This is a genomic window from Pseudomonas fluorescens (assembly GCF_018614655.1).
GTDB lineage: Bacteria > Pseudomonadota > Gammaproteobacteria > Pseudomonadales > Pseudomonadaceae > Aquipseudomonas > Aquipseudomonas fluorescens_BX.
The window spans coordinates 264,050-291,026 of the sequence record NZ_JAGGOG010000013.1; the positions used below are offsets into that span (position 1 = coordinate 264,050).

The following is a 26,977-nucleotide window of genomic DNA, read 5'->3' on the forward strand; positions in this document are numbered from 1 at the left end:
GATTTTTACAAATGAGTTCAATCCTCGACCTTGAAGTCTTCGTGCGCACCGCCGACAGCGGCAGCCTGTCCGCCGCCGCCCGCAGCCTCAACCTGACGCCGGCAGCCGCCAGCATTGCCCTCAAGCGCCTGGAAACCCGCTTGGGCATTCGTCTGCTGGCCCGCTCCACACGCAGCATGCGCCTGACCGAGGAAGGCCGGCGCTACCTGGACAGCGTCCGTCTGGCCTTGGACACGCTGGCGGAAGGCGAACAGGCCCTCAAGCAGCAAAGCCAGGGCCTGAGCGGTTTACTGCAATTGGCCGCGCCCTCCGATTTCGGGCGCAATGTGCTGTTGGCCTGGCTGGATGATTTCAAGACCGAACACCCCAATATTCGCCTGCAGTTACTGCTCAACGACAGCAATGCCGACCTGTTCCGCGAAACGGTCGATATTGCCCTGCGTTTCGGCGTACCACGGGATTCCAGCCTGGTGGCGTTGCCCGTGGTGCCCGAGCACCAGCGTGTTGCCTGCGCCAGCCCTGACTACCTTGCGCGTCACGGCACACCTCAAGAGCCCGTGGAACTGGTCCGACACAGCACGCTGCGTTACATGCGCCAGGGCCAGGCGAACAATACGTGGTGCTTTCGCCGGGCCGGCGTGCTTCAGGAGGTCGAGATCAGGGGCGATTACCTGTGCGATGACGGAGAAGTCGTCCGGCGCTGGGCCCTGGCCGGCCATGGCATTGCCTACAAGGCCAGGCTTGATGTGGCCCGGGATATCAAGGCCGGACGGCTGATCCCGCTGTTCGGCGATTGGCAAGGTGAACCCACACCTTTCAACCTGATGTGCCCTCATCGGCTGCAAGTGTCAGAGCGGGTCAAAGTGCTGCATCGTTTTTTACAGATTCGTTGTGCGCAACTGCTGCAGTAGTCGCTGCCAACTGCCGCGACGCTCCACCCGCGGGGCTTGTTCTAGAGCCCTGCTCTCTGGTATTGCATAACCCACGTCTTCCCTTTTTGAGGTGTTCACCATGATTTACCGCACACTGGGTCAGTCCGGTTTAAGGGTCAGTGCATTGACCCTGGGCAGCATGATGTTTGGCGAACAGACCAACACCGAGGATTCGCTGCGCATCATCGACAAAGCCTGGGACCAGGGCATCAATTTCATCGATACCGCTGACGTCTATACCGGCGGGCGCTCCGAGGAAATCGTCGGTGAAGCCATCGCCCGCCATCGCCAGGATTGGGTGCTGGCGTCCAAGGTCGGCATCGGCCCGCTGGATGGTTTGCCGAACCGCAGTGGCTTGAGCCGCAAGCGGATTTTCACTGCATTGGAGGACAGCCTGCGCCGACTGGACACCGATTACCTGGACATCTACTACCTGCATCGCGAGGATCACCACACGCCGCTGGAGGTGACGGTATCGGCGATTGGCGACCTGATCCGCCAGGGCAAGATCCGTTATTGGGGCTTGTCCAATTACCGTGGCTGGCGCATAGCCGAAGTGATCCGCGTGGCCGAGCGCCTGGGAGTGGACCGGCCGGTGATCAGCCAGCCGCTGTACAACATCGTCAATCGCCAGGCTGAGGTCGAGCAGATCACCGCGGCCGCTGCCTATGGACTGGGCGTGGTGCCTTACAGCCCATTGGCCCGCGGGGTGCTCAGCGGCAAATACGCGCCGGATGTGGCCCCTGAGGCCGGCAGCCGCGCCGCACGGCAGGACAAGCGCATTCTGGAAACCGAATGGCGGATGGAGTCGCTGCGCATTGCCCAGCAGATCCAGCAGTACACCCAGGGCCGAGGGGTGGGGATTGTCGAGTTTGCGATTGCCTGGGTGTTGAATAACCAGGCGGTCAGTTCAGCGATTGTCGGGCCGCGCACCGAGGCACAGTGGGACTCCTATACGGGCGCGCTGGACGTGAAGATCAGTGCCGAGGATGAGGCGTTCATTGACTCGCTGGTGACACCGGGGCACGCCTCGACGCCGGGGTTCAATGATGTGGGCCATTTCGTTTCGGGGCGAATTTCCCGATAAAGGACGGTGTGCATTCCCTTGTGGCGAGGGGGCTTGCCTCGCCACAAAAGCCCTTTCTCCACAGGAAACGTCTAGTCCAGCGGCACATCCAGGCTCACCTTGACCCGGTCCATCACCACGATGCTGCGAAACCACTTGATATTGCGGTTCTCGTAGAACAACTGCCGGGCCAACGCTTCATAGGCCTTCATGGTTTCCACCACGACTACCAGCACGAAGTCCGCATCGCCAGTGACGTAATAGCACTGCTGAACCTCAGGGATCGACATCTGCGCCTTGAGTACGTCAAGGTCCTCGATGTGGGTTCGCTCGGCGTGCACCTCCACCAAAATCGTAATGGGCTTGCCCACGGCCTCCTGATTGACCACCGCCGTGTTGGCGCTGATCACCCCGCTCTGCTCCATGCGTTTGATGCGCCGTTGCACGGCGGCGGTCGACAGGTTGACCTGCTCACCGATCACCCGCAGCGCGGTAGTGTTGTCGCGCTGCAAGTGCTTGAGAATCGCCCGGTCGAAATCATCGAGGGGGGGTTGTGGGTTGGCGGACATCCTGGCAAACCTTGGGTGTGAGAAAATTTCCCATAAGATGCCGTAAAACAGAGCAAACGTCTCACCTCAAAAGCAATATATTCCCACCTGAAATTCCCCCTCTTTTGTTTGAATCGGTTTCGCGAGGATTGCGTGTCTAAAGGTGTTGTTTTATCGGTATTCGCCTCGGTGTTGTTTGCCGTGATGTATTACTTCACATCGCTGCTTACGCCATTGAGCGGTTTGGAGATTTTTGGCTGGAGGATGCTGCTGACGGTGCCGTGCATGACGGTATTCATGGCCATCAGCGGCGAGTGGCGTCGGGTCTGGGAACTCGTGCGGCTTCTGGTACGCAAGCCACGACTGATCGGCGGGATTGTGTTGTCGTCGGTGTTGCTGGGCGTACAACTGTGGTTGTTCATGTGGGCGCCGCTCAACGGCCGCAGCCTGGATGTGTCCCTGGGCTATTTCCTGCTGCCGCTGACCATGGTTCTCACCGGGCGTCTGGTATATGGCGAGCAACTGTCGCGGCTGCAACTGATCGCGGTGGTGTTGGCTGCAATCGGTGTGCTCAACGAGCTGTATCAGGTCGGCGGTTTTTCCTGGGCCACATTGCTGGTGATCATTGGGTATCCCCTCTACTTCGTGCTGCGCAAACGCTTGACCACTGATCATCTGGGCGGGTTGTGGCTGGACATGGCGCTGATGCTGCCGGTGGCCCTGTGGTTTGTACAAAGTGGCGAACAAGGCTTTGCCGTGCTGGATGCCCACAAGGGCTTGTACGCGCTGATCCCGATGCTGGGTTTGATCAGCGCTTCGGCGCTGGTGTGCTACATCATTGCCAGCCGTTTGTTGGCCTTCAGCCTGTTCGGTTTGCTCAGTTATGTGGAGCCCGTGTTGCTGCTCGGGGTCGCGCTGTTGCTGGGCGAAAGCATCGGCCCGGGAGAATGGCTGACCTACATTCCGATCTGGCTGGCGGTGATGGTGTTGGTGTTCGAAGGGTTCAAGCACTTGGTGCGTCAGCGCAAAGCCTGATAGCAGGCAAAACAAAGCCCGGCCGAGGGAAACCTCGGTCGGGCTTTTTTACAACGGTATCAACGATCAGTCGGCAGTCAGTACGCCACGACGTACCTGGTCGCGCTCGATGGACTCGAACAGCGCCTTGAAGTTGCCTTCGCCGAAACCATCGTCACCCTTGCGCTGAATAAACTCGAAGAACACCGGGCCCATCAGGGTTTCCGAAAAGATCTGCAACAGCAGGCGCTTGTCGCCTTCCACTGACGAACCGTCCAGCAGGATGCCACGCGCTTGCAACTGGTCTACCGGCTCGCCATGGTTGGGCAGGCGACCTTCAAGCATTTCGTAGTAAGTATCCGGCGGCGCAGTCATGAAACGCATGCCGATCTTCTTCAGCGCGTCCCAGGTCTTGATCAGGTCGTCGGTAAGAAACGCCACGTGCTGGATGCCCTCGCCGTTGAACTGCATCAGGAACTCTTCGATCTGGCCGGCGCCCTTGGACGATTCTTCGTTCAACGGGATACGGATCATGCCGTCCGGGGCGCTCATGGCCTTGGAGGTCAGGCCGGTGTACTCGCCCTTGATGTCGAAGTAGCGCGCTTCACGGAAGTTGAACAGCTTCTCGTAGAAGTTGGCCCAGTAGGCCATCCGTCCGCGGTACACGTTATGGGTCAGGTGATCGATGACTTTCAGGCCTGCGCCCACTGGATTGCGGTCAACGCCTTCTAGGTAGACGAAGTCGATGTCATAGATCGAGCTGCCTTCGCCGAAACGGTCGATCAGGTACAGCGGCGCACCGCCAATGCCCTTGATGGCTGGCAGATTCAGTTCCATTGGACCGGTTTCGATGTGGATCGGCTGGGCACCCAGCTCCAGGGCGCGGTTATAGGCCTGCTGCGAGTCCTTGACCCGGAACGCCATGCCGCACACCGACGGGCCGTGCTCGGCCGCAAAGTACGAAGCGAGGCTGTCAGGTTGGTTGTTGAGGATCAGATTGATCTCGCCCTGACGGTACAGGTGCACGTTTTTGGAGCGGTGGGACGCGACTTTGGTGAAGCCCATGATCTCGAAGATCGGCTCAAGGGCACCCGGCGTCGGCGATGCGAATTCGATAAATTCAAAGCCCATCAGGCCCATTGGGTTTTCGTATAAATCTGCCATGGTTTGGCGCCTCATCATCTTTTTGTCGTTAACGGATCGTTAATTGCCAGCAAGGATGAGGTGGGAAGGTGGCGCACACGAAATGCCCCGCACGCTGCGGGCGAGGAAGTCACCGTAGATGAGTGGGGACCCGAGTAGCTTCATGGTTGAATCATTCTCTTACGGGCGTCCGAGGGGGACGAGGCTTCCGTAATCGGAAGTCCTTATTCTTGTATGCGTAACTCGATTCTACACAGCGTAACCGCGTTTGTCCGTATTCCTTATCAAATCCCCATTGTCCTGACCCGCGCAAGGGGTTTATTGCACAGATAGATGCCCAGCAGAATCAACCCACCGCCCGCAATCATCGGCACGGTCAGTGACTCGCCCAGCAACAGCGCCCCGCAGATCACCGCTGTCAACGGATTGAGGGCAATAAACACACCGGAGCGCGTCGCGCCGATGCGCCGGATACCGTCGTAGTAGCCGACATAGGCCAGCGCCGAGCCCAATACCCCAAGATACAACAGGCTCAACACCTGCGGCCCATGAATAGCGCTCAAGCCCTGCACGGTCAGCCTGCCTGTCACCAGCGTGGTGATTGTCAGCATGAGGGTTCCCAGCAAGATCGACCAGGTGACCGTCTGCAACGATCCGAGGCTTTGGTTGAGTGAGCGGGAAAACAGTGAATAAACGCCCCAGCCCAGCACACAACCGAAAATCAGCAGGTCGCCGATCCAGGCATCGGCCGTGCCCTCCAACAGCTGCGAGTCACGACTGACAATCACCCACCCTGCCCCGACCAGGCACAAACCAATCCCCAGCAATTTCGCGCGGCCCAGTCGCTCCTTGAACAACAGCCAGGAGGCCAGCCCGATCACCGCCGGGTTCAAGGCAACGATCAACGAAGCCCGTGAAGCGTTGATGTAATGCAGCCCGTAGAAGAAGCACAGGTTGTAGAAAAAGATCCCGAAAAACCCCAACGTCATCAATTGCGCCAGTTGCCGGGGCGTCGGGCATGCCAGGGGAATTCGCGCGAAGGCCATGAACAGCAGCAGCGCCAGGCTCGCCAGTACAAACCTCAGGCTTGCCGCCAGGAACGGGTCCAGGACACCGGCGAGGAAGCGCCCGGCAACAAAGGTGCCGCCCCAGATCATAGTGACGGCGGCCAACTTCAAATACGTAAGGGGATCTGACTTCAGGGAAAGCATTTGGCTCATAAGGATCCTGCGCACTGGACGGGACGTTTGGCGTATTCTTTGCCTAATGCCTGATCATCGTAAAATGAGTAAAACCTCATGACCCTCACCCAGTTGGAAATCTTTTCTCTGGTGGCCGAGCTCCAAGGGTTCACCAGCGCCGCCCATCGCTTGAGTATCAGCCAATCGGCGGTGTCCCATGCCATCAAGTCCCTGGAGCAAGAGCTGGGTGTCGAGTTGTTCCGCCGGCATCAATCCCGGGTCGAACTCAGCGATATCGGTCAGCAATTGCTGACGCGGGCCCGGGCCATGTTGGGCCTGGCCAATACCTTGCAGCAGGAGGCAGCGGATGCCCGGGGCATGAAGCGCGGCACCTTGCGTATCGGCTCCTTCGGGCCAACGGCATCCATTCGCTTGCTGCCCGCCATCCTGCAGCGGTTTCGCCTGGAACACCCAGGGATAGAGGTGCATGTAGACGAAGGCCCGGATCGACAAGTGCTGCAATGGCTTGAAGAACGGCGGATCGACGTGGGTTTTGTGGTGTTGCCAGAGGAGCGCTTCGATACCTTCACACTGATCGAGGATCAACTGGTGGCGCTGCTGCCGCTCGCTCATCCATTGGGCGAACAGGCGAGCATCAGCCTCAGGGCGTTGTGTGATGATCCGTTTATCTTGACTGAAGCCGGGTCGTCGGAGTTGGTATCGCGGCTGTTCACTGGAGCCGGGCTCAAACCGGATATTCGCTACCGTTGCTCGCAACTGCTCAGCACTTTAGATGCCATACAGCGGGGCGATGGCGTGACGGTCGTTGCCGAAGGTTCATTGCCTGAAACACGGGAGCCGGGTTATCTGAAAAAGCCTCTCCAACCAGCGGTCAAGCGTCAGGTAGGACTGGCGGTGCTGGATCGGCGCCAGTCGTCCCCCGCCACCCTGGCATTTATCGACTTGGCCATCCGCCTGAATGGCCACTGAGCAGGCACAGACTCGCAGGGCCATCTATCATGGCGACTGCCCGCACTCTTTTTTGAACGGCCTTATTGTCCCGTCCGCCTTTGAGAGCCCAATTGCCCTTATCTGCTACAGGTCGCATAAATGCCACTGACCGTCAAAGGCCCACGAAAACCTACGGCCCGCTACCTGATCACCACCTTGAGCGTTCTGCTGCCGATTCTGCTGGGAGTGGTCATCCTGTACTTGCAGGCCGAACGTACCCTGGAACAAAGCACCGCACAGACGGCCGAAGAGGCCGTGCGCCAGTTTGACCTGATGCTCGACAACACCGCCCTCGCCGCCCAGGACCTGCTGCCGCTGGCGGGCAAGGACTGTGATAGCGCGGTGCAACTGGCGCTTCGCGAGCAAGTCACGCGTCGTCCCTTCGTGCGCGCAACCACCTTGTCGTGGAAAAAAACCATTTATTGCAGTTCGCTGTTTGGCGGTAGTTACGTTTCACCGGTCAATCCCGAAGACTACGTCAACGGCCGGTTGTGGCTGATGAACGGCAATCCGGTCACACCTGACACAGCGTTGCTGGTGTATCGGCTCACGGAAGGTGACGAGGGCGCCTTTGCCTCCATTGACGGCTATCACCTGACGAACGCCTTGCGCCTGATCAGCCGCTATGCCGACCTGGTGCTGCAGGTGGGGCCCAATTGGTTGAGTGCCGATGGCAAAGTCCACATCAGCGCCCCCCCGGTGTTTGCCGTGGCCCATCACCCTCTCGACTCCAAGCGCTATGCCTATCGCGTTGAAGCCGGCATGCCCGAAGGTGAAGTCTGGCGCTATATGGAGGCTCGATACCCGGCCCTGTTCAGCCTCGTGGTGTTTTTTGGCGTGTTGGCGGGCGTCTTCGCTCACTGGCTGCAAAAACGCTCCTCCGCCCCCACCCTCGAACTGCAACGGGCGTTGGGTGCCAATGAATTCGTGCCGTATTTTCAACCGGTGGTACGCGGCGACAGCCTGCAATGGGCCGGCTGTGAAGTACTGATGCGCTGGAACCACCCGAAGGAAGGCCTGGTGCGCCCAGACCTGTTTATCCCCCTGGCCGAACACTGCGGACTGATCGTGCCAATGACCCGCGCCTTGATGCGCCAGACCTCTGCCTGCCTGGCACCCCATGCAGACCGTTTCAACCGTGGCTTCCACATCGGTATCAATATCACCGCCAGTCATTGCCATGACATGGAATTGGTCGAGGACTGCCGCGAGTTCCTCGCGGCCTTCACACCAGGGCACGTCATATTGGTGCTTGAATTGACTAAGCGCGAGCTGATCGAGCCGACCGACGTGACCCGCCAGCTATTCCAGGCCCTGCACGAACTGGGGGTGATGATCGCCATTGACGACTTTGGTACCGGCCACTCCAGCCTGAGTTATTTGCGCAACTTCAATGTTGATTACTTGAAGATTGATCAAAGCTTTGTCGCGATGATCGGTGTCGACGCATTATCACGGCATATACTGGACAGTATCATTGAGTTGTCCGCCAAACTCGACTTGGGGATCGTCGCGGAAGGCGTGGAAACACAAGAGCAATGCCAGTATCTGACAGCACAAGGCGTGGATTTTTTACAGGGTTACCTGTTTGGTCGCCCCGAGCCCTTTGATGCTTTCATTAAGTCTTTGCACAGCCATTGAATAGCCATCTAGCGCCTGGATGAAATATTGTTATTTATACAAAAGACATGATTTACTCGTAGCTCATTAACTACTACAATTTTTCCTGCCTGTGCTGAATGGGCAGGAGGGCCACTTTCACTGAGTCACGTTGAGGCTCTTGGCTTATAGCTTTATTTAGAGTTGGTATCAGCCAAATACACTATTGGAGTAAAGATTTTGTCCAGACTCGCCGAATTTCGCGCCGCAGAAAAAGCCCTTCAAGAGCAGCTTGCCCAGCTGGAATCCCTGAAGAACGACGCTGGTTTGAAGAAAGAAATCGAATTCGAAGAAAAGCTTCAAGGGCTGATGAAAACCTACGGCAAGAGCCTGCGTGACATCATTTCCATCCTTGATCCAAACCCGGGCAAGTCCGGTTTTCAAGTAGCGGCCGCACCAAAAACGCGCCGCGCGCGCGTGGTCAAGGTGTATCACAACCCGCACACCGGCGAACTGATTGAAACCAAAGGTGGTAACCACCGCGGCTTGAAGGCCTGGAAAGAAGAGTATGGCGCAGCCACTGTAGATTCCTGGCTGCGCGGCTAATAAAAGCGCACTAATAAAAGCCCCGCAGATGCGGGGCTTTTGTGTTTTTGAGCCGCGACTTGAAACCGTGGCATGTTCGAAAGTGAACTTTAAAATACATTTCACTTGGCACACATTTCGACTAGGCAATGGCTTCACGCTAACGGTTTATAGTTGAGCGTTTTTTGTCGTTGAACCCGCCAGGTGTTTAGCCTGAGCTATCAAAGTTTCAAGCTATCGCGGACGGAGCTGACTTCAGCCCTGCTCGCCTCATAAGCATCGGCTTGCCCTGCGTATGAAAAAACATACGCCTTATCCGTATCGACAGCGCCCACCAGCGTTTGCGACAGCACGTGCCGGCCGTTCTCGGTGACAATACAAGTTGTTTCCAACGCATCAAGACGACTTAACATTGTGGGATGCATCTTGCTGCAAACACTCTGATAACCACTCCGAGCAAAATCCTTCTGGATGGATTTGCGCATCTCCAGCAGCACACCTTGCAGATTGACCGCGTGCCCCGCTTCGATCGGCGTACCGGTGAGCTCCATGACCATCAGTGTCGCGCCGTTTTCATCATTTTTTATCGCCCGCTGGCGAGAAACGGATGACGGCTTGGCCGGTGCATCCGTATCAGGCACCACCTCCTCCACCTGCCAGCCGCTGGGCCAATGAATCTCCGGGTCCGCCGCCAAGACAGCAGTACTGCCCAATACAAGGCACAAGGTGGTCAACAACGGTTTACTCAATCGGCTCATTGCGAAAAACACTCGAGGTTCAGACTTCAAAGTTTGAGCCCGCCCACTTGCTGGTCGCAAGGGCTGCGTGACCTTTTTCATTTGGCGCAGCAGGCAGGGCTTGCGTATCATGGCCCAGTTGCACGGATGCCTGTCAGCCGCAAGCCAAGGGACCGCTCAAACCACGAGTTGCGTCTACCCCATTTTTTCTGGAGAGCCCATGAGCCTGCACGAATTGAACACCTTCCCGGGCGTAACCGCCCAACCGGACACCGCCACCCGCCACTTCGTCTTCAACCACACCATGCTGCGGGTCAAGGACATCACCAAGTCGCTGGACTTCTACACCCGCGTCCTCGGTTTCTCCCTGGTGGAAAAACGCGACTTCCCGGACGCTGAATTCAGCCTGTACTTCCTGGCCCTGGTGGACAAGGCCCAGATCCCTGCCGACGCCGCTGAGCGCACCCAATGGATGAAGTCGATTCCCGGCATTCTGGAACTGACCCACAACCACGGCACCGAAAACGATCCGGACTTCGCCTACCACAATGGCAATACCGACCCGCGTGGCTTTGGCCATATCTGCATTTCGGTACCGGACATCGTCGCTGCATGTGAACGCTTTGAAGCCCTGGGCTGCGATTTTCAGAAGCGCCTGACTGATGGCCGCATGAAAAGTCTGGCTTTCATCAAGGACCCGGATGCTTACTGGGTAGAGATCATCCAGCCGGCACCGATGTAAAAGCGTCGACCCATAAAAAACCCCATGATCACTCATGGGGTTTTTTAGTTTCAGGCCAGCCGTTACGCCGGAGCCGAACTACGGATCAGGTGATCAAAAGCACTCAGGGAAGCCTTGGCGCCCTCGCCCACCGCAATCACGATCTGCTTGTACGGCACGGTGGTCACGTCACCGGCAGCGAATACGCCAGGCAATGAAGTCTCGCCGCGGGCGTCGACAATGATCTCGCCACGAGGCGACAGTTCGACGGAGCCCTTGAGCCAGTCAGTGTTGGGCAGCAAGCCGATCTGGACAAAGATACCCTCCAGGTCGACCGTCTTGAACTCGCCCGAGTTGCGGTCCTTGTACACCAGACCGGTAACTTTCTGGCCATCACCTTTGACTTCGCTGGTCAGCGCGCTGGTGATCACATCAACATTCGGCATGCTGTACAGCTTACGCTGCAACACGGCGTCGGCGCGCAGTTTGCTGTCGAACTCCAGTAACGTGACGTGGCTGACAATCCCGGCCAGGTCAATCGCCGCTTCAACGCCGGAGTTACCGCCGCCGATGACCGCAACACGCTTGCCTTTGAACAACGGGCCATCGCAATGCGGGCAGAAGCACACGCCCTTGGCCTTGTATTCCTGCTCGCCCGGCACCCCCATTTCGCGCCAGCGGGCGCCGGTGGCAAGGATCACCGTCCTGGACTTGAGGGTCGCACCGCTTTCGAAGTGAATCTCGTGCAGTTCGCCGGCGCTTTTCGCCGGGATCAAGCGACTTGCTCGCTGCAGGTTCATGATGTCGACGTCGTACTGCTTGACGTGCTCTTCCAGGGCGCTGGCCAGCTTCGGCCCTTCGGTTTCCTGGACCGAAATGAAGTTCTCGATGGCCATGGTGTCCAGCACCTGCCCGCCGAAACGCTCAGCAGCAACACCCGTGCGGATGCCTTTACGCGCAGCGTAGATCGCCGCCGAGGCACCGGCCGGGCCACCTCCCACTACCAACACGTCAAAGGCGTCTTTGGCACTGATTTTCTCGGCCTGTTTTTCGATGCCGCTGGTGTCGAGCTTGGCGAGGATTTCTTCCAGGCCCATGCGGCCCTGACCGAAATTCACACCGTTGAGATAGACGCTAGGCACGGCCATGATCTGACGATCATCGACCTCGGCCTGGAACAATGCACCGTCGATGGCGACGTGGCGGATGTTCGGGTTCAGCACAGCCATCAGGTTCAACGCCTGAACCACGTCCGGGCAGTTCTGGCACGACAGCGAGAAGTAAGTCTCGAAGCTGAACTCGCCTTTCAAGGCGCGGATCTGTTCAATCACTTCGACACTGGCCTTCGATGGGTGGCCGCCGACTTGCAGCAGCGCCAACACCAGCGAAGTGAATTCATGGCCCATGGGGATGCCGGCGAAACGCAGGCTGATATCGGCACCCGGGCGGTTGATGGAGAACGATGGCTTGCGCGCATCATCGCCATCGCTGAGCAAGGTAATCAGCGTCGAAAGGCTGGCTACGTCTTGCAACAAGGCAAGCATTTCCTGGGATTTCGCACCGTCGTCGAGGGAGGCGACGATCTCGATCGGCTGGGTGACCCGTTCCAGGTATGACTTCAACTGAGCTTTAAGATTGGCGTCCAACATACGGGCGATTTCCTGTTAATTCATTTAATACGGTCGAAAAAAAACGCCCGAGCGAATCTCGCCCGGGCGTTTTTGAGGGCGGTGCAGCTGACTTAGGTGCGGAGTTCCGCCCTGCTGTACTTCACAGACTTAGATCTTGCCGACCAGGTCCAGGGACGGAGCCAGGGTGGCCTCGCCTTCTTTCCACTTGGCTGGGCAGACTTCGCCTGGGTGAGCAGCAACGTACTGAGCGGCCTTGATTTTGCGCAGCAGCTCGGAAGCGTCACGACCAACGCCGCCATCGTTGATTTCAACGATTTTGATCTGGCCTTCAGGGTTGATCACGAAAGTGCCGCGATCTGCCAGGCCGACTTCTTCGATCAGGACATCGAAGTTACGGGAGATGGCCAGGGTCGGGTCGCCGATCATGGTGTACTGGATTTTGCCGATGGCTGGCGAAGTGTTGTGCCAGGCAGCGTGAGCAAAGTGGGTGTCAGTGGAAACGCTGTAGATTTCGACGCCCAGTTTCTGGAATTCGGCGTAGTTATCAGCCAGGTCTTCCAGTTCGGTTGGGCAGACGAAGGTGAAGTCGGCCGGGTAGAAGAAAACGACGGACCACTTGCCTTTCAGGTCAGCGTCCGACACTTCGACGAAGCTGCCGTTTTTGTAGGCGGTTGCTTTGAACGGTTTTACTTGGCTGTTGATGATAGGCATCGTTGACTCTCCGTCAGGGGTTAAAAAGTTGATGGGTGAATCCTACCCAGTCTCATCGCCGATGGCTCATTGGCAAACCTGATGCTGACGATTGGTTTTCGCTATTAGGCGACTGTATTAATAGAAGAAATCTCACACCAGTTGGTCAGTCGCCACCGTCATTCCAAGAAAGGGCGTCGCTTCAACATAGCGCATGGCAGATTTCATGTCCTTCCAGCCGACGTAGCTCATCAACGACTTCAAATCCCAGCCACTACGATGGGCCCAGGTGGCAAAACCTCGGCGCAGGGAATGACTGGTGTACAGCTGCGCCGCAATACCCGCACGCTCCAGGGCTTGTCGCAACAACGGGATCACGCTGTTGGGGTGCAGCCCTTTTTCACTGAGATTGCCCCAGCGATCAATGCCGCGAAACACCGGGCCGCGTACCAGGGCCGAGGCGGCGAGCCATTCGGTATAGGCCTGAACCGGGCACAAGCGCAATAACGCCGGGGTCTGATAGGTCTTGCCGAGGTTTTCCCGATCACTTTTGCTGCGGGGCAAGTACAGGCTGATCCCTGAACCCGGTACGGCGTGCACATGTTCGATGTTGACCCGGCACAGCTCATCACTGCGAAAGCCACGCCAGAAGCCCAGCAGGATCAAGGCCGCGTCGCGTTTGGCTCGCAGCCATCCAGGCTGATCGTCGACATTTCTGGCGTCACACCCTTCCTGCTCAAGACGGGCAATCACCCGTTCAAGATGCTGGATCTGCAAAGGTTCAGCCTGCTTTTCCTGTGCCGGGTGCAGGGCGCGAACACCTTTGAGCACCTTACGCACCACGGGCGCCTTGGTGGGATCGGGAAATCCCTGGCTGGTATGCCACTGAGCCAGCGCCGACAGACGCAACTTCAATGTGTTGACCGACAGCACACCCGCATGCGCCACCAGATAGCGCGCGACGCTGTCGCTGGTGGCCGGCAGGAATCCGCCCCAGCTCACTTCAAAGTGCTCAATGGCCGCTCGATAACTGCGACGCGTGTTGTCGCGGGTGGCGGCGTTGAGGTAGTGGTCCAACTCGCTCATAGGGATGACCTTGCGGGATGCATGCGTACTGCCATTGGATGAAGAATGCTTCAAAACGGCGATGACACGGGATAATACGCCAATATCCCATCTGTTAAATCATGAATTCAAACGAAAAATAAATCGTGATACAGTATGTATTTACATACTACGTACCACAGTACCAAATCGACGGAGACCCCATGGCTCGTGGCGGCATCAATAAAGCAGTAGTTCAAACGGCACGCCTGGCGATCCTGGCCCGCGGCGAAAACCCCAGCATCGATGCCGTACGCATCGAGATGGGCAATACCGGCTCGAAAACCACGATTCATCGTTATTTGAAGGAGCTGGACGAGAGCGAGTCGCGCCAGGCCATCACCCAGGCACCTATCGACGATGAGCTGACGGAGCTGGTGACCAAGCTGGCCCAACGCCTGAAAGACAAGGCCCAGGAGCCGATTGATAGCGCCCTGGCGCAGTTCGAGCAGCAGAAAGCCGCCCTGCTCGCTCAACTCGAAGAGCTGGAACTGGCCCACGGCCAACTCAAGCAAGCGTTCGAGGTTCAGGCGCACGCACTGGCCGATGAGAGTGCCGCACTCAATACCAGCCGCTCCAGCCTGCAAACCGAACAAACCCGCAACGCCGGCCTGAGCCAGGCATGCAGTGACTACGAGCTACGGATCAACGACAAGGACGAGCAAATTCGCTCCCTGGAAGAAAAGCATCTGCATGCACGGGATGCGCTGGAGCATTACCGCAACGCCATCAAAGATCAGCGCGAGCAGGAACAACAGCGCCACGAGGGCCAGCTACAGCAAGTGCAGGCGGAACTGCGTCAGGCACAGCAACGTGCAATGGTGCGCCAGGATGAGATTACCCAATTGCACCGCGATAACGAGCGACTGCTGATTGAACATCGCGTCACCGTGAAGGAGTTGAGCGCACTGCAAGAGCAACAGCGCCAGTTGAGCGAACAGGTAAGCCTGATCGACAGCGAGCGCACCCTCCTCCAGGAACGCTTGCGGGTTGCGCAACTGGAGGTTCAGGTACGCCAGGAGGCGCTGAACGAACACCAGCAGACCAACAAGACCCTCGAACTGGACCTGGTCAAAGCCCAGGCCAGTATCGAGGCATTGCGCCTGGCAGCCGTCGTTGCAACGGCGCCAGAGGCGACTGCCGAAAGTTGATCAACCCGCCACTGGCGTGCGCATGGTGACAAACTCTTCCGCCGCGGTCGGGTGCACGCCGATGGTTTCATCGAAATGCTGTTTGGTCGCGCCCGCCTTGAGCGCGATCGCCAGCCCCTGGATGATTTCACCGGCATCCGGCCCCACCATGTGGCAACCCAGGACCTTGTCGGTGTCTGCATCGACCACCAGTTTCATCAGCGTGCGCTCCTGGCATTCGGTCAAGGTCAACTTCATCGGCCGGAAGCGGCTTTCGAAGATCTGCACCGTGTGGCCGTCAGCCTTGGCCTGCTCTTCGCTCAGACCAACGGTGCCAATGTTCGGCAGGCTGAACACCGCCGTCGGGATCATCGCGTAATCCACCGGGCGATATTGCTCAGGCTTGAACAGACGACGCGCTACGGCCATGCCTTCAGCCAGCGCTACCGGCGTCAGTTGCACACGCCCGATCACATCACCAATGGCCAGGATCGACGACTCGGCGGTCTGGTAGAGATCATCCACCTCAACAAAGCCACGCTTGTCCAGTTTGACCCCGGTGTTTTCCAGCCCCAGGTTATCGAGCATCGGTCGCCGACCGGTGGCGTAGAACACGCAGTCCGCTTCCAGTACGCGACCGTCTTTCAACGTAGCCTTGAGGCTGCCGTCAGCCTGCTTGTCGATGCGCTCGATATCAGCATTGAACTGCAAGTCCATCCCACGCTTGGTCAGCTCTTCCTGCAAATGCTTGCGCACCGCGCCATCAAAACCGCGCAGGAAAAGGTCGCCGCGATACAACAACGTCGTTTGTGCGCCAAGGCCATGGAAAATCCCGGCAAACTCCACGGCTATGTAACCGCCACCTACCACCAGCACGCGCTTGGGCAGCTCTTTGAGAAAGAACGCTTCATTGGAGCCAATGGCATGTTCGCGCCCCGGAATGTCCGGGATCTGCGGCCAACCACCGGTGGCAATCAGAATATGTTTAGCAGTGAAACGCTCACCGTTGATTTCCACCTGATGAGGGTCCACCAGGCGCGCATGCCCTTCATGCAGGGTCACGCCGCTGTTGACCAACAGGTTGCGATAAATGCCATTGAGGCGATTGATTTCGCGATCCTTATTGGCAATCAGCGTCGCCCAATCAAAGTTCGCCTCACCCAGGGACCAGCCGAAACCACTGGCCTGCTGAAAGTCTTCGGCAAAATGAGCACCATAGACCAGCAACTTCTTCGGTACGCAGCCAACGTTGACGCAAGTCCCTCCCAGGTAGCGGCTTTCAGCCACAGCCACCTTGGCGCCAAACCCTGCGGCAAAGCGCGCAGCCCGAACACCGCCGGAACCGGCACCAACTACATAAAGATCAAAATCGTAGGCCATTTCACTCTCCTCGGCAGGCCAACAGCATACCTGCTGCCGTTCTCTGGGCAATATATGGGGCCGAAAAACAAGAAAGCCACCCGAAGGTGGCTTTCTTGAGATCAGGCAGGCAACCGTTAATCAGTAAGCCTTGCCAGTCTTGTAGAAGTGCTCGAAGCAGAAATTGGTCGCCTCGATGTAGCCTTCAGCGCCGCCGCAGTCAAAGCGCTGCCCCTTGAACTTGTAGGCAATCACGCAGCCGTCTTTGGCTTGCTTCATCAGCGCGTCGGTGATCTGGATCTCGCCGCCCTTGCCTGGCTCGGTTTCTTCGATCAACTTGAAGATATCCGGGGTCAGGATGTAACGACCAATGATCGCCAGGTTCGACGGAGCATCTTCCGGCGCCGGCTTCTCGACCATGTTCCGCACACGGATCAAGCCATCGCCGATTTCGTCGCCAGCGATTACGCCGTACTTGTTGGTTTCCTGAGGATCGACTTCTTGAACGGCAATGATGGTGCAACGGTATTTCTTGTACAGGTTGACCATCTGGGTCAACACGCCATCACCTTCCAGGTTGACGCACAAGTCGTCCGCCAGCACCACAGCGAAAGGTTCGTCACCGATCAGCGGGCGACCGGTCAGAATTGCGTGGCCCAGGCCCTTCATTTGGGTCTGACGGGTGTAGGAGAAAGAGCACTCGTCGAGCAGTTTACGGATACCAACCAGGTACTTTTCCTTGTCGGTGCCCTTGATCTGGTTTTCCAGCTCATAGCTGATGTCAAAGTGATCTTCCAGGGCGCGTTTGCCGCGACCGGTCACGATGGAGATTTCGTTCAGCCCCGCATCCAGCGCCTCTTCAACGCCATACTGGATCAGTGGCTTGTTCACCACCGGCAGCATCTCTTTGGGCATGGCTTTAGTCGCTGGCAGGAAGCGAGTACCGTAACCGGCTGCTGGGAACAAGCATTTCTTGATCATAAAAGTCCTTAATAAGGGCTGTGCGTACGAAATTCGGCGCAGTCTAATCAGGCCGCAGTCACCTTACAATGGGTCCTGCTGGCGTTGCGATGTCAACATAGAGAAAAAATGTCGGCTTAAGTTCCGCCCATCTTCAAACAGGACTTCCCGGCGGCATCGCGAAAACTGACGACGCCCCGTTGTTTTAAAGGCCTTTACCCTTTTTAGCATGCTTTATGAGGATCAGCACTGACCTGCAACAACTTGCGCTGCCCAAGGGCATTTGGCGCTATCATTGCGCCCTTGAACCAGACAACGAGAAAGATAGATGTCAGAACCAAAAGGCGTGAACGGCTACCTGATCACACAGCGAGCGGACGGCTGGCACTTGATCAACTTCCACGGCGACAGCGTCGCCGGGTCATTCGCAACCGAACGTGAAGCTATCGCGGTAGCGGAAGTGTTTGTGGATGAAGCTGGCCACGCGTCGAGCAAAAGACCGAAGGGCAAGTAAGCCTCGCAGTCCGGTAGCCCCGCACACCAAAGCCTCGGTGAGCGGGGCTTTTTTGTGTTTGTCTGTACGTTGATGGCCGTTCGCTATAATCTCGCTTGAACCGTTCCAGTGCTCCCCACCTCAACACTTTCAACGACGATCACAACATGAACAAGATCCTGGCACTGATTCCGGTACTGGCGCTCACCGGCTGCACCACCACCTCCGATACTTACCTGAAAAACGGTGAGCAAGGCCTGACCATCGATTGTTCCGGCGAAGCCAATGCCTGGGCCAGTTGCTACGAAAAAGCCGACGCCTCCTGCGCGGGCACCGGTTACCGCATCGTCGGCACCGAAGGCACGCCAGCCTTGAAGGAAAGTGACAAGACACTGGGCAAGGATGTCGGCAACTTCAAAAACCGCAGCGTAGTGGTCGTCTGCAAGTAAGCCGCTCGTCTAGATGTGAATTTCGGCGAATTTGATGCCCAGGCCGCGAATGGTCTCGATCAGGTCATCCAGGCGCGCGAAGGATTCGACCTCATCCTGGTCATCCACCAGGAAAAAACTGCGCCCGGCGCTTTTCTTGAAGAACACAATCCATTCTCCAGAATCGGCCGGATTCTGTATGACATGGGTTGCCGATATGTGACCTGCTGCATGTCGGTCTCTGACTTGCTCACGCTTCATGACTGAATTCCGAAAAAAACAATGCCGCTGGGTCTCAGCGGCATTTTTTGTGGGTTGCCAACAGTTTAACGGATGCCCTGGCCTATCAGCACGCCCTCTACGGTTTGCCCATACAAATTAACGCCATCGTTGGCATGAAACTTCACACGGGTTTTCTCTACCGAGCCGTCCACCAGGCGCGGGTCTTGAGGCCGCTCGTGGCTGTTGACGTAAGCCGCTACATCCCATGCCTGCTGGTCGGTCAGGCTGCCGCCCTTACCCAGGGGCATGTTGTATTTGATGAAAGATGCCGCGGTGTTGATCCGGTGCATTCCGGCGCCCCAGTTGTAGGAGTCTTTACCCCACAACGGCGGCATTGCGTAGCTGTCGCCGACTTTCTGACCTTGGCCTTCAGCACCATGGCAGACCGCGCACTGTCCCTTGTAGACCTCGGCGCCCCGAGCCAAGTCGTAAGTGTCAGCGGAAGACGGTACCTCCGGATAGCCGCGTCCCGGCAACTCGACGCCCAGGGGTGCCTTGCTGGCCAGCCAGTAGGAATAGACCGACAACGCCGTAATCTCTGGGCTGTCCACCGCCGGTGGCGTGCCACCGTTCATGCTGAACTGGAAACAGCCCTGCAACCGCTCGGCGAAGGTATTGACCTTGTCGTTCTTCTTTCGGTACGCCGGGTACATGGGATAGGCACCCCATAACGGCGCCGAATTGGCCAGACGCCCCTGGTCCAGATGACAGTTACTGCAATTGAGACCATTGCCGACAAACGTCGGGGCCAGGCGCTTGGTGTCGACAAACAGCGCATACCCCTGCCTGACCAGCTTGCCATAGGCATTGTCCGGCAGCTCGCTTTCCAGTGGTGGCTGGAACGGTGTACCCGGGTGAGCGGCGGCAGGAGCCTGCAATTGCGACTGATCCTCCATGGCGATAGTCGCGGCCATGGCAGGCAGACTGATCAACGTCCCCAACAGGGGAGCAAACAGGAAAACCCTCATGGCTTGACCTCCTGGCCGCTCAGTGATGAGAAATAGGTCGCCACGCCCTGCACTTCTTCAGCCGTGAGCGACTTGGCGATATGGCCCATCAAGTCATTGGGGTCGTTATGCCGTGCCCCGCTCTGCCAGGCATTCAGTTGTGCGACCAGATAGGCGGCGGGTTGACCTGCCAGGGGTGGAAATGCCTCACCAACGCCCACACCGGCAGGCCCATGGCAACTGACACAGGCTGGAATCTGTCGATCCCAGGCACCTTGCAGGGCGATTTTTTGCGCCGTATTGTCGGGCATGACACTTCGGTGAAGGGTTGCAACAGCAGGTGCTGGCATCACCGCCAACGCCTGGGCCACGGTGGCGATTTCTTCTTCAGTCAAGGCCTTGGCCAGCGGCTGCATCACCGGACTGCTGCGCGCCCCGCTTTTGAAATCTTCCAACTGTTTACGCACATAGCCCACCGGCAAACCGGCCAGACGCGGAAAACCGGCCGCTGCCAGTCCCAGTCCATCAGCCCCGTGGCAAGCCACGCAAGGCGTAGCGCCGGGTTGCGAACCGCCTTGGGCAAAGATGTTTCTGCCCTCCTGCGCATGAGCACTGCCAAGTAACAGCAGCAGCGCACTCCCCATCAGAACTCGTTCCAGAGACATCATCACGACTCCATTTTTTATAGTTATATGCTTAGACTTACAAAGCATAAGCCTACAAATGGTAGGGCAATGAGCTGATCGCTACAACACCCTGCGCGCAACGCAAAAATAAACATCTGCCAGTAAGCACGAGCCCACACACTAATCGCAGGCAAAAAAAAGCCTGGCGCTGCGTGAGCGTCAGGCTTCTTGAATCGGATTCGTATGAGCGAGCCCCAGAGACTCAGCCGGAAATGCAATCCTCGCCGGCTTTCTTCACGTCGCCTGGGCGAATAGGCACATTGGACATGCTTTCATAAAGCTTGATGCTGCTACCGCTGGAGCGATCTTCGATTTCAAAGATGGCCGAGGGGTCAGCGGAAAACTTCTGCGGCACGATGACCCGAACACCGTCCTTGTGGGGCTCAATCTGCGAGGGTCTGCGGGTCGACGACAATTTCTGAACCACACAGGCCGCGTATTCCTGCGGTTTTTTCCCGGAGATGACCGCCAGGGTTGGCGGGGTCTGCTTGATGTCTGTAACCGAAGCACACCCACCCAACGCCAAGGCCAGAACCAATACACTCCACTTCATACAAAACCTCCGATAAAGACCCTACGACAGCGGGAATAGTATTTTTCTCCCGCAAACGTAGGATTTATCCCTCATAACTCGGTAAATAACTGTTTTAAATTGTCGAAGACGTCGACGACGGCCCGATAATAAACGTGCTGGGACTGATAAACTCTATCTTAACCTACGTATCGTTCTGATTTTTCAGAAAAAGCCCTTCTGGAGACACCCCATGAAATTCATTCACCAGCGCGAGCACCTTAACGAAGGGGACATTGTCGTCATCGAATGCTCCCAGACCTGCAACATCCGCCTGATGAGCGATGCCAACTTTCGCAGCTTCAAGAACGGTGGCCGCCACAGCTACCACGGCGGCGCGTTCGACACGTTCCCGGCTAGAATCACCGCGCCCAGTACCGGCTTCTGGAACATTACCCTTGACGTGGTCAACCGCCGCGCGATCAGCGTGACGCGCAAGCCGGCCTTGTCCCACAAGATCCGCATCGTTCGCCGTACCAACTCCAAACTGAGCTGATTGTTCAATCACAGCCGACAGGAAAGACCGTGACTCAAACCACCAAATACGTCATCAAGTACAAGCTCAATGGTGAGCGCCGCTTCGAATTCGCTCAACTGCAATCCGCCAGCGTCGAAGAGGCGAAAGCAGCCTTGGCGAAGATTCATGATGCGAGCGATGAAATCACCGACATCAATGTGAGCAAAGCCCTGTAATTCGAGCGCAAGCATCGGAGTGCCATGGCCCCCGGCGACTTCCTAGACTGGCAACCCTCATTCGTTGTCACAGGAGTTCGCCGATGTTTTCTTCATCCATTCCCCTCTCACTGACCGAGCGCCTGGCTTCCCAGGACTGGCATGCCATCGAAAGCGCTCTTGATCAACAGGGTAATGCGCTGATCCCGGGGCTGCTGACTGCCCGCGAATGTACCGACCTCAGCGACCATTACCCACGACAAGCGGCATTCCGCTCCCACGTGGTAATGGCCAGGCATGGCTTTGGCCGGGGCGAATATAAATACTTTCGCTACCCGCTGCCGGCCCTTGTCAGCGACTTGCGCGAACAGCTTTATCCTTATCTGACGTCACAGGCTAATCGCTGGAACGAGCAGATGAACCTGCCGATCACCTACCCACCACAACACGCCGACTTCGTCGCTCGCTGCCACGCCGCAGGACAACAACGGCCCACGCCCTTGCTACTGCAATATGGCCCAGGAGACTACAACTGCCTGCATCAAGATCTTTACGGTGAGCATGTCTTTCCCCTACAGGTAGCGATCCTGCTGTCCCAGCCAGGCGAGGACTTCAGTGGCGGTGAACTGATACTGACCGAGCAACGCCCGAGGATGCAGTCTCGCGCCCAAGTAGTGCCATTGAACAAAGGGGATGCGGTGATCTTTGCGGTCAGCCAGCGCCCAATGCCCAGCGTCCGGGGGTTTCATCGGGTAACCTTGCGCCATGGGGTCAGTGTTCTGCACAGTGGCAAACGTCATACCTTGGGAGTGATCTTTCACGATGCGCAGTAAGCCGATTCCCGGCCCCACCGCAGATCTGTTTGCCGACGACGCCCTGCAGCAACCAACCGGGCGTGAGCAAATCGGCGAACAGTCCTACGTCCTCAGGGGCTACGCCCTGCCCTGGGTTGAACGTCTGCTACCAGAATTGCGGCGTGTGCTGGCCCAATCACCGTTTCGGCAGATGGTCACACCCGGCGGCTTCACCATGTCGGCGGCCTTGAGCAGTTGCGGTGAGTTGGGATGGACCACGGACCGCGCGGGCTATCGCTACACAACCCTTGATCCCAACAGCCAACAACCCTGGCCGGCACTTCCCGAAGCCTTGCGTCAGTTGGCTGTAATGGCGGCGGCAGAAGCAGGATTCGGCAACTTTGAACCGGACGCCTGCCTGATCAACCGCTACGTACCCGGGGCGAAAATGTCCCTGCACCAGGACAAGAACGAACGTCACTACACCGCGCCTGTGGTCTCGGTGTCCCTGGGTTTACCGGCAATGTTTCTATTCGGCGGTCACCAACGGAGTGACAAGACACAAAAAGTCTCGCTGTTCCACGGTGACGTGGTGGTCTGGGGCGGCGTGGATCGCTTGCGCTTCCATGGCGTGTTGCCGATCAAGGAAGGTGTGCACCCGCAAATGGGGCCACAGCGTATCAACCTGACGTTTCGTATGGCCGGCTGAATTTGACCGCAAGCATCGGAGTGTTGCGGATACTCAGCCCGACTAATCTGGCGGTGTTCGCCCAAGAGTAATCAACCATGACTTCACGCCACGCCACCGAACAAGACCCACGCTGGGCTGCCATCGTCGCCCGCGATTCCAAGGCTGACCTGCAGTTCGTCTACGGGGTAAAAACCACCGGTATCTATTGCCGCCCCAGCAGCGCGTCGCGTCTGCCACGCCCGGAAAACGTCGAGTTCTTCGACACCCCGCAACACGCCGAGGCAGCCGGTTACCGCCCCAGCAAACGCGCTTTGGGGGATCAAACCCAGGTAGCACAGCGTCATGCCCGAATCGTGTCGGCAGCCTGCCGGCATATCGAACAGTCCGAGAACGTGCCCAACCTGGAAGCCCTGGCCACCCTCGCCGGCTTGAGCCCCTTTCATTTTCATCGGATTTTCAAGGCCGTCACCGGCCTGACGCCCAAAGGCTATGCCAGTGCTCATCGCTCACGCAAAATGCGTGACGGGCTCAAGGACAGCCATTCGGTGACCGATGCGTTGTACGACGCCGGCTTCAATTCCAACAGCCGGTTCTACGAATCCGCTGACCAATTGCTGGGCATGAAACCCAGTGATTACAAGGCCGGCGGCACCAACAGCGATATCCGCTTTGCCGTCGGCCAGTGCTCCCTGGGGGCGATTCTGGTGGCGCAAAGCAATCGGGGAGTGTGCGCGATTCTGCTGGGAGACGATCCGGGCAAACTGGTACGCGACCTGCAAGATCAATTTCCCCGGGCCAACCTCATCGGTGCCGATCACGGCTTCGAACAGTTGATCGCCCAGGTTGTCGGTTTTATTGAAGCGCCGGCGCTGGGCCTGGACCTGCCCCTGGATCTGCGCGGTACGGCGTTTCAGGAACGGGTCTGGCAAGCCTTGCGGGAAATTCCGGTGGGCAGCACCGCCAGTTATGGCGAGATTGCCAAGCGCATCGGCGCCCCAACCTCTTTCCGCGCTGTAGCCCAGGCGTGTGGGGCCAACAGCCTGGCGGTAGCGATCCCTTGCCATCGAGTGGTGCGCAGCGATGGCAACCTGTCGGGATATCGCTGGGGCGTGGAGCGTAAACGCCAGTTGCTGGAGCGGGAAGGCGCGACTGAAACTTGATGGCCTAGAGCATTTTGCGTCGACGAAATTCCGCGACCTTATGTCGATTGCCGCACAACGCCATGCTGCACCAGCGGCGCTTATGGGCCTTGGTGCGGTCGTAGAACCACAGTACGCAATCCGGATGTTCACAGGTGCGGATCAAACCGAAATCACCCTCGACCAATAACACCGCTGCGGCTTCCGCGAGCGGCGAGAGAAACTGCTCGGGGGTTTGCTGTTTGCGCTGACGCTCCAGGTGCACCGTCCCCGGCGCAGGCCAGGACAATTGCGGATGGCTGACAGCCTTGCGCAAAAAACCGTTAAGGACCGTGGGATCACCTTGCAAGCCAGCCTTGCGTTGCTCCAACAGGTCCCGGATCACCTCCCGTAATCCCCGCGCCGCGCCAAGCAAAGCACCCTCCTCGAACACTGGCACGGCGCCCTCCTCGATCCAGCCAAGGCGTATCAACCAACGCTCGACATCGGCATCCGTCTGCCAGAAATCCCGAGCCACACTGTCGACATTTGCCCGAGTATTGAGCATGTCCAATACCAGGTCATCGGCCAACACATAAGGCTCCAGCGGTGAATCGGGTGGGGTGACTGCGGTCATGGCATGTCCTCTTGAGCGCGCATCATCGTAACCGTTATTCATGCATTTGTGTAGTTACGAAACATGACTAAAAAGTAACCCTTTAATTTGATTTGACAGGTTACAAAAACGAGAGCAGCCTGCTCAACCAGTAACCCTATAAATCAAATTAACCAGTTACAAAGGAGCATCATCATGTCGATCCCCTCCCCGGTGATTCGCTACCATCACGTCGACGCCGATGGTGTGCGCGTGTTCTACCGTGAAGCCGGCGATCCTGCGGCCCCGGTGATTCTGTTGCTGCACGGTTTCCCCAGCTCCTCGCATATGTACCGCAACCTGATCCCGCTGCTCGCCACCCGCTACCGCGTGATTGCACCGGACCTGCCAGGGTTCGGCTTCACCGAAGTGCCCGCAGAACGCGGCTACGCCTACAGCTTCGACAATCTGGCAATCACCCTCGGCCACTTTGTCGACGCACTGAAACTCAGTCGCTATGCCCTTTATGTGTTCGACTACGGCGCCCCGGTTGGCCTGCGCTTGGCCGTGGCGCACCCACAGCGGGTCAGCGCGCTGGTGTCGCAAAACGGCAATGCTTATCTGGAAGGGTTGGGCGATGCCTGGGCACCGATCCGCGCCTACTGGGCCGAACCGAGCCAGGCCAATCGGGAAGTGATCCGCAATGCAGTGATCAGCCTGGAGGGCACCCGTTACCAATACCTGCAGGGTGTTGATCAGCCAGAGTTGGTGGCGCCAGAGTCCTACATACTTGATACCCTGCTGATGCAGCGCCCCGGTAATGACGAGGTCCAGCTCGACCTGTTCCTCGACTATCGCAACAACCTGACCTTGTACCCGGCCTTCCAGGCATTTTTCAGGGCCACGCAGCTGCCGACACTGGTGATCTGGGGTCGTAACGATCCGTTTTTCATCCCGCCGGGTGCTCACGCCTACAAGACCGACAACCCCAGCGCGGTGGTGGAATTGCTCGACACCGGTCACTTCGCCCTGGAAACCCATGCTGTGCCCATTGCCCAGCGTATCCACGAGGTACTGGGGCACGCCATCGACTGATGGACCGCACGAAAAGCCGGGTTCGTCCAGTGAATAAAACAGACTGGCCGGGGCTATTGGCCCCTGCTAAAACAGCGGGCAGGTATTCTACCGTTGGAGAAGCGACCTATGAGCACTTGGCCAGACACTCGAATTATTGACCTGCTGGGCATTGAACTGCCGATCATCCAGGCACCCATGGCTGGTGCCACTGGCACAGCCATGGTCATTGCCGCCAGCGCGGCCGGCGCCCTGGGGTCAATGCCGGCGGCGGCGTTGAGCATCGAACAGCTGCGTGAAGCGCTGACCACCATTCGCCAACACAGCATTAAACCGCTGAACGTCAACTTCTTCTGCCATCAACCACCAGCACCTGATGCCGAACGGGATCTCCAGTGGAAAAACCTGCTGGAACCCTACTACCGAGAACTGGGTGCCGACTTCGATGCGCCGACGCCCGCCTCCAGCCGCGCACCGTTCAACAATGCCGCCTGCGAAGTTGTAGAAGAGTTCCGCCCTGAAGTAGTCAGCTTCCACTTCGGCCTGCCGGAAAAAGCCTTGCTGGATCGGGTCAAAGCGACCGGTGCCAAAGTGCTGTCCTCTGCCACTACCGTCGAAGAAGCCATCTGGCTGGAACAGCACGGTTGCGACGCGATCATTGCCATGGGCTATGAAGCCGGTGGTCATCGCGGGATGTTTCTCACCGAAGACCTCAGCAGTCAGATCGGCACCCTGGCCCTGGTGCCGCAGATTGTCGACGCCGTCCGGGTGCCGGTGATTGCAGCCGGCGGGATCGGTGATGCGCGGGGCATTGTCGCCGCCTTTGCCCTGGGGGCCTCGGCGGTGCAAATAGGCACGGCGTACCTGTTTACCCCTGAGGCCAATGTCACGCCATCGCATCACCACGCGTTGCGCAGTGCCCAGGCCAGCGAAACAGCGCTGACCAACCTGTTCACCGGGCGTCCAGCGCGGGGCATCATCAATCGGGTGATGCGTGAGTTGGGATCAATCAACCCGACAGCGCCAGCGTTTCCACGTTCCGGCGGCGCGTTGACGCCGCTGAAGGCCAAGGATGAAGCCGGTTTCAGTAACTTGTGGTCGGGACAGGCATTACGCCTGTGCAAAGACGTTTCGACTTATGAACTGACCCGCACCCTGGCGGAGCAGGCCCTGGGAAAACTCAAAAGAACCTGAAAACACTGATTTCCTGGGAAA

Annotated in this window: 31 protein-coding genes; 17 read left to right on the top strand and 14 right to left on the bottom strand. The window is 57.9% G+C overall.

Translation table 11 applies throughout. The features are described 5' to 3' along the window. The first annotated feature begins 11 nt into the window (after window positions 1-11). Window positions 12-911 (top strand): LysR family transcriptional regulator, encoded by a 900-nt coding sequence (locus J7E41_RS13145; protein ID WP_214993477.1) that lies wholly within the window; start codon window positions 12-14, stop codon window positions 909-911. A gap of 100 nt (window positions 912-1,011) precedes the next feature. Further along, window positions 1,012-2,019 (top strand): aldo/keto reductase, encoded by a 1,008-nt coding sequence (locus J7E41_RS13150; RefSeq protein ID WP_214993479.1) that lies wholly within the window; start codon window positions 1,012-1,014, stop codon window positions 2,017-2,019. A 71-nt stretch (window positions 2,020-2,090) separates the two neighbouring features. Here the strand turns inward: J7E41_RS13150 and J7E41_RS13155 are convergent, their stop codons facing one another. Then, window positions 2,091-2,567, bottom strand: coding sequence for an Lrp/AsnC family transcriptional regulator (locus J7E41_RS13155; protein ID WP_214993480.1), 477 nt, complete (start codon window positions 2,565-2,567; stop codon window positions 2,091-2,093). Between the two features lie 132 nt (window positions 2,568-2,699). Between J7E41_RS13155 and rarD the strand changes: the two genes are divergently transcribed. Then, the gene (gene rarD / locus J7E41_RS13160; RefSeq protein WP_214993481.1) at window positions 2,700-3,581 is read left to right on the top strand and encodes an EamA family transporter RarD; all 882 of its coding nucleotides are present in this window, start codon (window positions 2,700-2,702) and stop codon (window positions 3,579-3,581) included. 66 nt (window positions 3,582-3,647) lie between these two features. Here rarD and hppD read toward each other — a convergent pair whose 3' ends face one another. Together hppD and J7E41_RS13170 are read right to left on the bottom strand one after the other, a co-directional pair. Then, window positions 3,648-4,724 (bottom strand): 4-hydroxyphenylpyruvate dioxygenase, encoded by a 1,077-nt coding sequence (gene hppD, locus J7E41_RS13165; protein WP_214993482.1) that lies wholly within the window; start codon window positions 4,722-4,724, stop codon window positions 3,648-3,650. A 263-nt stretch (window positions 4,725-4,987) separates the two neighbouring features. Further along, the gene (locus J7E41_RS13170) at window positions 4,988-5,923 is read right to left on the bottom strand and encodes a DMT family transporter (RefSeq protein ID WP_214993483.1); all 936 of its coding nucleotides are present in this window, start codon (window positions 5,921-5,923) and stop codon (window positions 4,988-4,990) included. A gap of 78 nt (window positions 5,924-6,001) precedes the next feature. Here J7E41_RS13170 and J7E41_RS13175 point away from each other — a divergent pair, with 78 nt between their 5' ends. The 3 genes from J7E41_RS13175 (at window position 6,002) to J7E41_RS13185 (ending at window position 9,100) form a co-directional block, all read left to right on the top strand. Continuing rightward, window positions 6,002-6,874, top strand: coding sequence for a LysR family transcriptional regulator (locus J7E41_RS13175; RefSeq protein WP_214993484.1), 873 nt, complete (start codon window positions 6,002-6,004; stop codon window positions 6,872-6,874). A gap of 120 nt (window positions 6,875-6,994) precedes the next feature. Next, window positions 6,995-8,536 carry an EAL domain-containing protein gene (locus J7E41_RS13180; RefSeq protein ID WP_214993485.1) on the top strand — a complete coding sequence of 514 codons (1,542 nt, stop codon included), beginning with the start codon at window positions 6,995-6,997 and terminating at the stop codon, window positions 8,534-8,536. Between the two features lie 198 nt (window positions 8,537-8,734). Next, the gene (locus J7E41_RS13185) at window positions 8,735-9,100 is read left to right on the top strand and encodes a histone-like nucleoid-structuring protein, MvaT/MvaU family (protein ID WP_214993670.1); all 366 of its coding nucleotides are present in this window, start codon (window positions 8,735-8,737) and stop codon (window positions 9,098-9,100) included. Between the two features lie 200 nt (window positions 9,101-9,300). Here the strand turns inward: J7E41_RS13185 and J7E41_RS13190 are convergent, their stop codons facing one another. Then, entirely contained in the window at window positions 9,301-9,837 is a 537-nt protein-coding gene (locus J7E41_RS13190; RefSeq protein ID WP_251029489.1) for a DUF4946 domain-containing protein, read from the bottom strand. A gap of 199 nt (window positions 9,838-10,036) precedes the next feature. Here J7E41_RS13190 and gloA point away from each other — a divergent pair, with 199 nt between their 5' ends. After that, entirely contained in the window at window positions 10,037-10,558 is a 522-nt protein-coding gene (gene gloA / locus J7E41_RS13195; RefSeq protein WP_214993490.1) for a lactoylglutathione lyase, read from the top strand. A gap of 62 nt (window positions 10,559-10,620) precedes the next feature. Here the strand turns inward: gloA and ahpF are convergent, their stop codons facing one another. The 3 genes from ahpF to J7E41_RS13210 all read right to left on the bottom strand — a co-directional run bounded on the left by ahpF (window position 10,621) and on the right by J7E41_RS13210 (window position 13,944). Then, window positions 10,621-12,186 carry an alkyl hydroperoxide reductase subunit F gene (gene ahpF, locus J7E41_RS13200; protein WP_214993492.1) on the bottom strand — a complete coding sequence of 522 codons (1,566 nt, stop codon included), beginning with the start codon at window positions 12,184-12,186 and terminating at the stop codon, window positions 10,621-10,623. A 129-nt stretch (window positions 12,187-12,315) separates the two neighbouring features. Beyond that, the gene (gene ahpC, locus J7E41_RS13205) at window positions 12,316-12,879 is read right to left on the bottom strand and encodes an alkyl hydroperoxide reductase subunit C (RefSeq protein WP_154742004.1); all 564 of its coding nucleotides are present in this window, start codon (window positions 12,877-12,879) and stop codon (window positions 12,316-12,318) included. Between the two features lie 132 nt (window positions 12,880-13,011). After that, window positions 13,012-13,944, bottom strand: coding sequence for a site-specific integrase (locus J7E41_RS13210; RefSeq protein WP_214993494.1), 933 nt, complete (start codon window positions 13,942-13,944; stop codon window positions 13,012-13,014). Window positions 13,945-14,126: 182 nt separating this feature from the next. Between J7E41_RS13210 and J7E41_RS13215 the strand changes: the two genes are divergently transcribed. Next, window positions 14,127-15,113: a DNA-binding protein gene (locus J7E41_RS13215; protein WP_214993496.1), complete on the top strand. Its 987-nt coding sequence runs from the start codon at window positions 14,127-14,129 to the stop codon at window positions 15,111-15,113. On the opposite strand, the gene gorA is transcribed toward J7E41_RS13215, so the two are convergent. After that, entirely contained in the window at window positions 15,114-16,472 is a 1,359-nt protein-coding gene (gene gorA, locus J7E41_RS13220) for a glutathione-disulfide reductase (protein WP_214993497.1), read from the bottom strand. It abuts the gene before it with no gap. A 120-nt stretch (window positions 16,473-16,592) separates the two neighbouring features. Further along, window positions 16,593-17,432 (bottom strand): UTP--glucose-1-phosphate uridylyltransferase GalU, encoded by an 840-nt coding sequence (galU, locus tag J7E41_RS13225; RefSeq protein WP_169354500.1) that lies wholly within the window; start codon window positions 17,430-17,432, stop codon window positions 16,593-16,595. A gap of 307 nt (window positions 17,433-17,739) precedes the next feature. Between galU and J7E41_RS13230 the strand changes: the two genes are divergently transcribed. Both J7E41_RS13230 and J7E41_RS13235 read left to right on the top strand, forming a co-directional pair. Continuing rightward, window positions 17,740-17,925, top strand: coding sequence for a hypothetical protein (locus J7E41_RS13230; RefSeq protein WP_010562799.1), 186 nt, complete (start codon window positions 17,740-17,742; stop codon window positions 17,923-17,925). A gap of 146 nt (window positions 17,926-18,071) precedes the next feature. Then, the gene (locus J7E41_RS13235) at window positions 18,072-18,353 is read left to right on the top strand and encodes a hypothetical protein (RefSeq protein WP_214993498.1); all 282 of its coding nucleotides are present in this window, start codon (window positions 18,072-18,074) and stop codon (window positions 18,351-18,353) included. Window positions 18,354-18,362: 9 nt separating this feature from the next. Here J7E41_RS13235 and J7E41_RS13240 read toward each other — a convergent pair whose 3' ends face one another. The 4 genes from J7E41_RS13240 to J7E41_RS13255 form a co-directional block, all read right to left on the bottom strand. Beyond that, window positions 18,363-18,593: a hypothetical protein gene (locus tag J7E41_RS13240; RefSeq protein WP_214993499.1), complete on the bottom strand. Its 231-nt coding sequence runs from the start codon at window positions 18,591-18,593 to the stop codon at window positions 18,363-18,365. Window positions 18,594-18,658: 65 nt separating this feature from the next. Then, a complete protein-coding gene (locus J7E41_RS13245) occupies window positions 18,659-19,582 on the bottom strand; it encodes a c-type cytochrome (protein ID WP_214993500.1) in 924 nt (307 codons plus the stop codon). Beyond that, window positions 19,579-20,229 (bottom strand): c-type cytochrome, encoded by a 651-nt coding sequence (locus J7E41_RS13250; RefSeq protein WP_214993502.1) that lies wholly within the window; start codon window positions 20,227-20,229, stop codon window positions 19,579-19,581. Before J7E41_RS13250 ends, J7E41_RS13245 begins: the two co-directional genes overlap by 4 nt. Before the next feature lie 220 nt (window positions 20,230-20,449). After that, complete coding sequence (locus J7E41_RS13255; RefSeq protein WP_214993504.1) at window positions 20,450-20,800, bottom strand: hypothetical protein; 351 nt, start codon at window positions 20,798-20,800, stop codon at window positions 20,450-20,452. A 211-nt stretch (window positions 20,801-21,011) separates the two neighbouring features. Here J7E41_RS13255 and J7E41_RS13260 point away from each other — a divergent pair, with 211 nt between their 5' ends. The 5 genes from J7E41_RS13260 (at window position 21,012) to ada (ending at window position 24,135) form a co-directional block, all read left to right on the top strand. Continuing rightward, window positions 21,012-21,314 carry a DUF1883 domain-containing protein gene (locus J7E41_RS13260; protein ID WP_214993506.1) on the top strand — a complete coding sequence of 101 codons (303 nt, stop codon included), beginning with the start codon at window positions 21,012-21,014 and terminating at the stop codon, window positions 21,312-21,314. A 29-nt stretch (window positions 21,315-21,343) separates the two neighbouring features. Next, window positions 21,344-21,511: a hypothetical protein gene (locus J7E41_RS13265; protein ID WP_178123498.1), complete on the top strand. Its 168-nt coding sequence runs from the start codon at window positions 21,344-21,346 to the stop codon at window positions 21,509-21,511. Window positions 21,512-21,594: 83 nt separating this feature from the next. Beyond that, entirely contained in the window at window positions 21,595-22,323 is a 729-nt protein-coding gene (locus J7E41_RS13270; protein ID WP_214993508.1) for a 2OG-Fe(II) oxygenase, read from the top strand. Between the two features lie 4 nt (window positions 22,324-22,327). Beyond that, a complete protein-coding gene (gene alkB / locus J7E41_RS13275) occupies window positions 22,328-22,993 on the top strand; it encodes a DNA oxidative demethylase AlkB (protein WP_214993671.1) in 666 nt (221 codons plus the stop codon). 77 nt (window positions 22,994-23,070) lie between these two features. After that, entirely contained in the window at window positions 23,071-24,135 is a 1,065-nt protein-coding gene (gene ada / locus J7E41_RS13280; protein ID WP_214993510.1) for a bifunctional DNA-binding transcriptional regulator/O6-methylguanine-DNA methyltransferase Ada, read from the top strand. A gap of 4 nt (window positions 24,136-24,139) precedes the next feature. On the opposite strand, the gene J7E41_RS13285 is transcribed toward ada, so the two are convergent. Beyond that, entirely contained in the window at window positions 24,140-24,730 is a 591-nt protein-coding gene (locus J7E41_RS13285) for a CGNR zinc finger domain-containing protein (protein WP_214993511.1), read from the bottom strand. 174 nt (window positions 24,731-24,904) lie between these two features. On the opposite strand from J7E41_RS13285, the gene J7E41_RS13290 reads away from it, so the two are divergent. Beyond that, window positions 24,905-25,783: an alpha/beta fold hydrolase gene (locus J7E41_RS13290; RefSeq protein WP_214993512.1), complete on the top strand. Its 879-nt coding sequence runs from the start codon at window positions 24,905-24,907 to the stop codon at window positions 25,781-25,783. A 108-nt stretch (window positions 25,784-25,891) separates the two neighbouring features. Then, window positions 25,892-26,956 (top strand): NAD(P)H-dependent flavin oxidoreductase, encoded by a 1,065-nt coding sequence (locus J7E41_RS13295; RefSeq protein WP_214993513.1) that lies wholly within the window; start codon window positions 25,892-25,894, stop codon window positions 26,954-26,956. Window positions 26,957-26,977: the final 21 nt, after the last annotated feature.

Excerpts from the sequence above, each read along its gene's own strand:
- J7E41_RS13145 (WP_214993477.1), top strand. The coding sequence starts at position 12 with ATGAGTTCAATCCTCGACCTTGAAGTCTTCGTGCGCACCGCCGACAGC.
- J7E41_RS13150 (WP_214993479.1), top strand. The coding sequence starts at position 1,012 with ATGATTTACCGCACACTGGGTCAGTCCGGTTTAAGGGTCAGTGCATTG.
- J7E41_RS13155 (WP_214993480.1), bottom strand. The coding sequence starts at position 2,567 with ATGTCCGCCAACCCACAACCCCCCCTCGATGATTTCGACCGGGCGATT.
- hppD (WP_214993482.1), bottom strand. The coding sequence starts at position 4,724 with ATGGCAGATTTATACGAAAACCCAATGGGCCTGATGGGCTTTGAATTT.
- J7E41_RS13170 (WP_214993483.1), bottom strand. The coding sequence starts at position 5,923 with ATGAGCCAAATGCTTTCCCTGAAGTCAGATCCCCTTACGTATTTGAAG.
- J7E41_RS13175 (WP_214993484.1), top strand. The coding sequence starts at position 6,002 with ATGACCCTCACCCAGTTGGAAATCTTTTCTCTGGTGGCCGAGCTCCAA.
- J7E41_RS13180 (WP_214993485.1), top strand. The coding sequence starts at position 6,995 with ATGCCACTGACCGTCAAAGGCCCACGAAAACCTACGGCCCGCTACCTG.
- J7E41_RS13190 (WP_251029489.1), bottom strand. The coding sequence starts at position 9,837 with ATGAGCCGATTGAGTAAACCGTTGTTGACCACCTTGTGCCTTGTATTG.
- gloA (WP_214993490.1), top strand. The coding sequence starts at position 10,037 with ATGAGCCTGCACGAATTGAACACCTTCCCGGGCGTAACCGCCCAACCG.
- ahpF (WP_214993492.1), bottom strand. The coding sequence starts at position 12,186 with ATGTTGGACGCCAATCTTAAAGCTCAGTTGAAGTCATACCTGGAACGG.
- ahpC (WP_154742004.1), bottom strand. The coding sequence starts at position 12,879 with ATGCCTATCATCAACAGCCAAGTAAAACCGTTCAAAGCAACCGCCTAC.
- J7E41_RS13210 (WP_214993494.1), bottom strand. The coding sequence starts at position 13,944 with ATGAGCGAGTTGGACCACTACCTCAACGCCGCCACCCGCGACAACACG.
- J7E41_RS13215 (WP_214993496.1), top strand. The coding sequence starts at position 14,127 with ATGGCTCGTGGCGGCATCAATAAAGCAGTAGTTCAAACGGCACGCCTG.
- gorA (WP_214993497.1), bottom strand. The coding sequence starts at position 16,472 with ATGGCCTACGATTTTGATCTTTATGTAGTTGGTGCCGGTTCCGGCGGT.
- galU (WP_169354500.1), bottom strand. The coding sequence starts at position 17,432 with ATGATCAAGAAATGCTTGTTCCCAGCAGCCGGTTACGGTACTCGCTTC.
- J7E41_RS13230 (WP_010562799.1), top strand. The coding sequence starts at position 17,740 with ATGTCAGAACCAAAAGGCGTGAACGGCTACCTGATCACACAGCGAGCG.
- J7E41_RS13235 (WP_214993498.1), top strand. The coding sequence starts at position 18,072 with ATGAACAAGATCCTGGCACTGATTCCGGTACTGGCGCTCACCGGCTGC.
- J7E41_RS13240 (WP_214993499.1), bottom strand. The coding sequence starts at position 18,593 with ATGAAGCGTGAGCAAGTCAGAGACCGACATGCAGCAGGTCACATATCG.
- J7E41_RS13245 (WP_214993500.1), bottom strand. The coding sequence starts at position 19,582 with ATGAGGGTTTTCCTGTTTGCTCCCCTGTTGGGGACGTTGATCAGTCTG.
- J7E41_RS13250 (WP_214993502.1), bottom strand. The coding sequence starts at position 20,229 with ATGATGTCTCTGGAACGAGTTCTGATGGGGAGTGCGCTGCTGCTGTTA.
- J7E41_RS13255 (WP_214993504.1), bottom strand. The coding sequence starts at position 20,800 with ATGAAGTGGAGTGTATTGGTTCTGGCCTTGGCGTTGGGTGGGTGTGCT.
- J7E41_RS13260 (WP_214993506.1), top strand. The coding sequence starts at position 21,012 with ATGAAATTCATTCACCAGCGCGAGCACCTTAACGAAGGGGACATTGTC.
- J7E41_RS13270 (WP_214993508.1), top strand. The coding sequence starts at position 21,595 with ATGTTTTCTTCATCCATTCCCCTCTCACTGACCGAGCGCCTGGCTTCC.
- ada (WP_214993510.1), top strand. The coding sequence starts at position 23,071 with ATGACTTCACGCCACGCCACCGAACAAGACCCACGCTGGGCTGCCATC.
- J7E41_RS13285 (WP_214993511.1), bottom strand. The coding sequence starts at position 24,730 with ATGACCGCAGTCACCCCACCCGATTCACCGCTGGAGCCTTATGTGTTG.
- J7E41_RS13290 (WP_214993512.1), top strand. The coding sequence starts at position 24,905 with ATGTCGATCCCCTCCCCGGTGATTCGCTACCATCACGTCGACGCCGAT.
- J7E41_RS13295 (WP_214993513.1), top strand. The coding sequence starts at position 25,892 with ATGAGCACTTGGCCAGACACTCGAATTATTGACCTGCTGGGCATTGAA.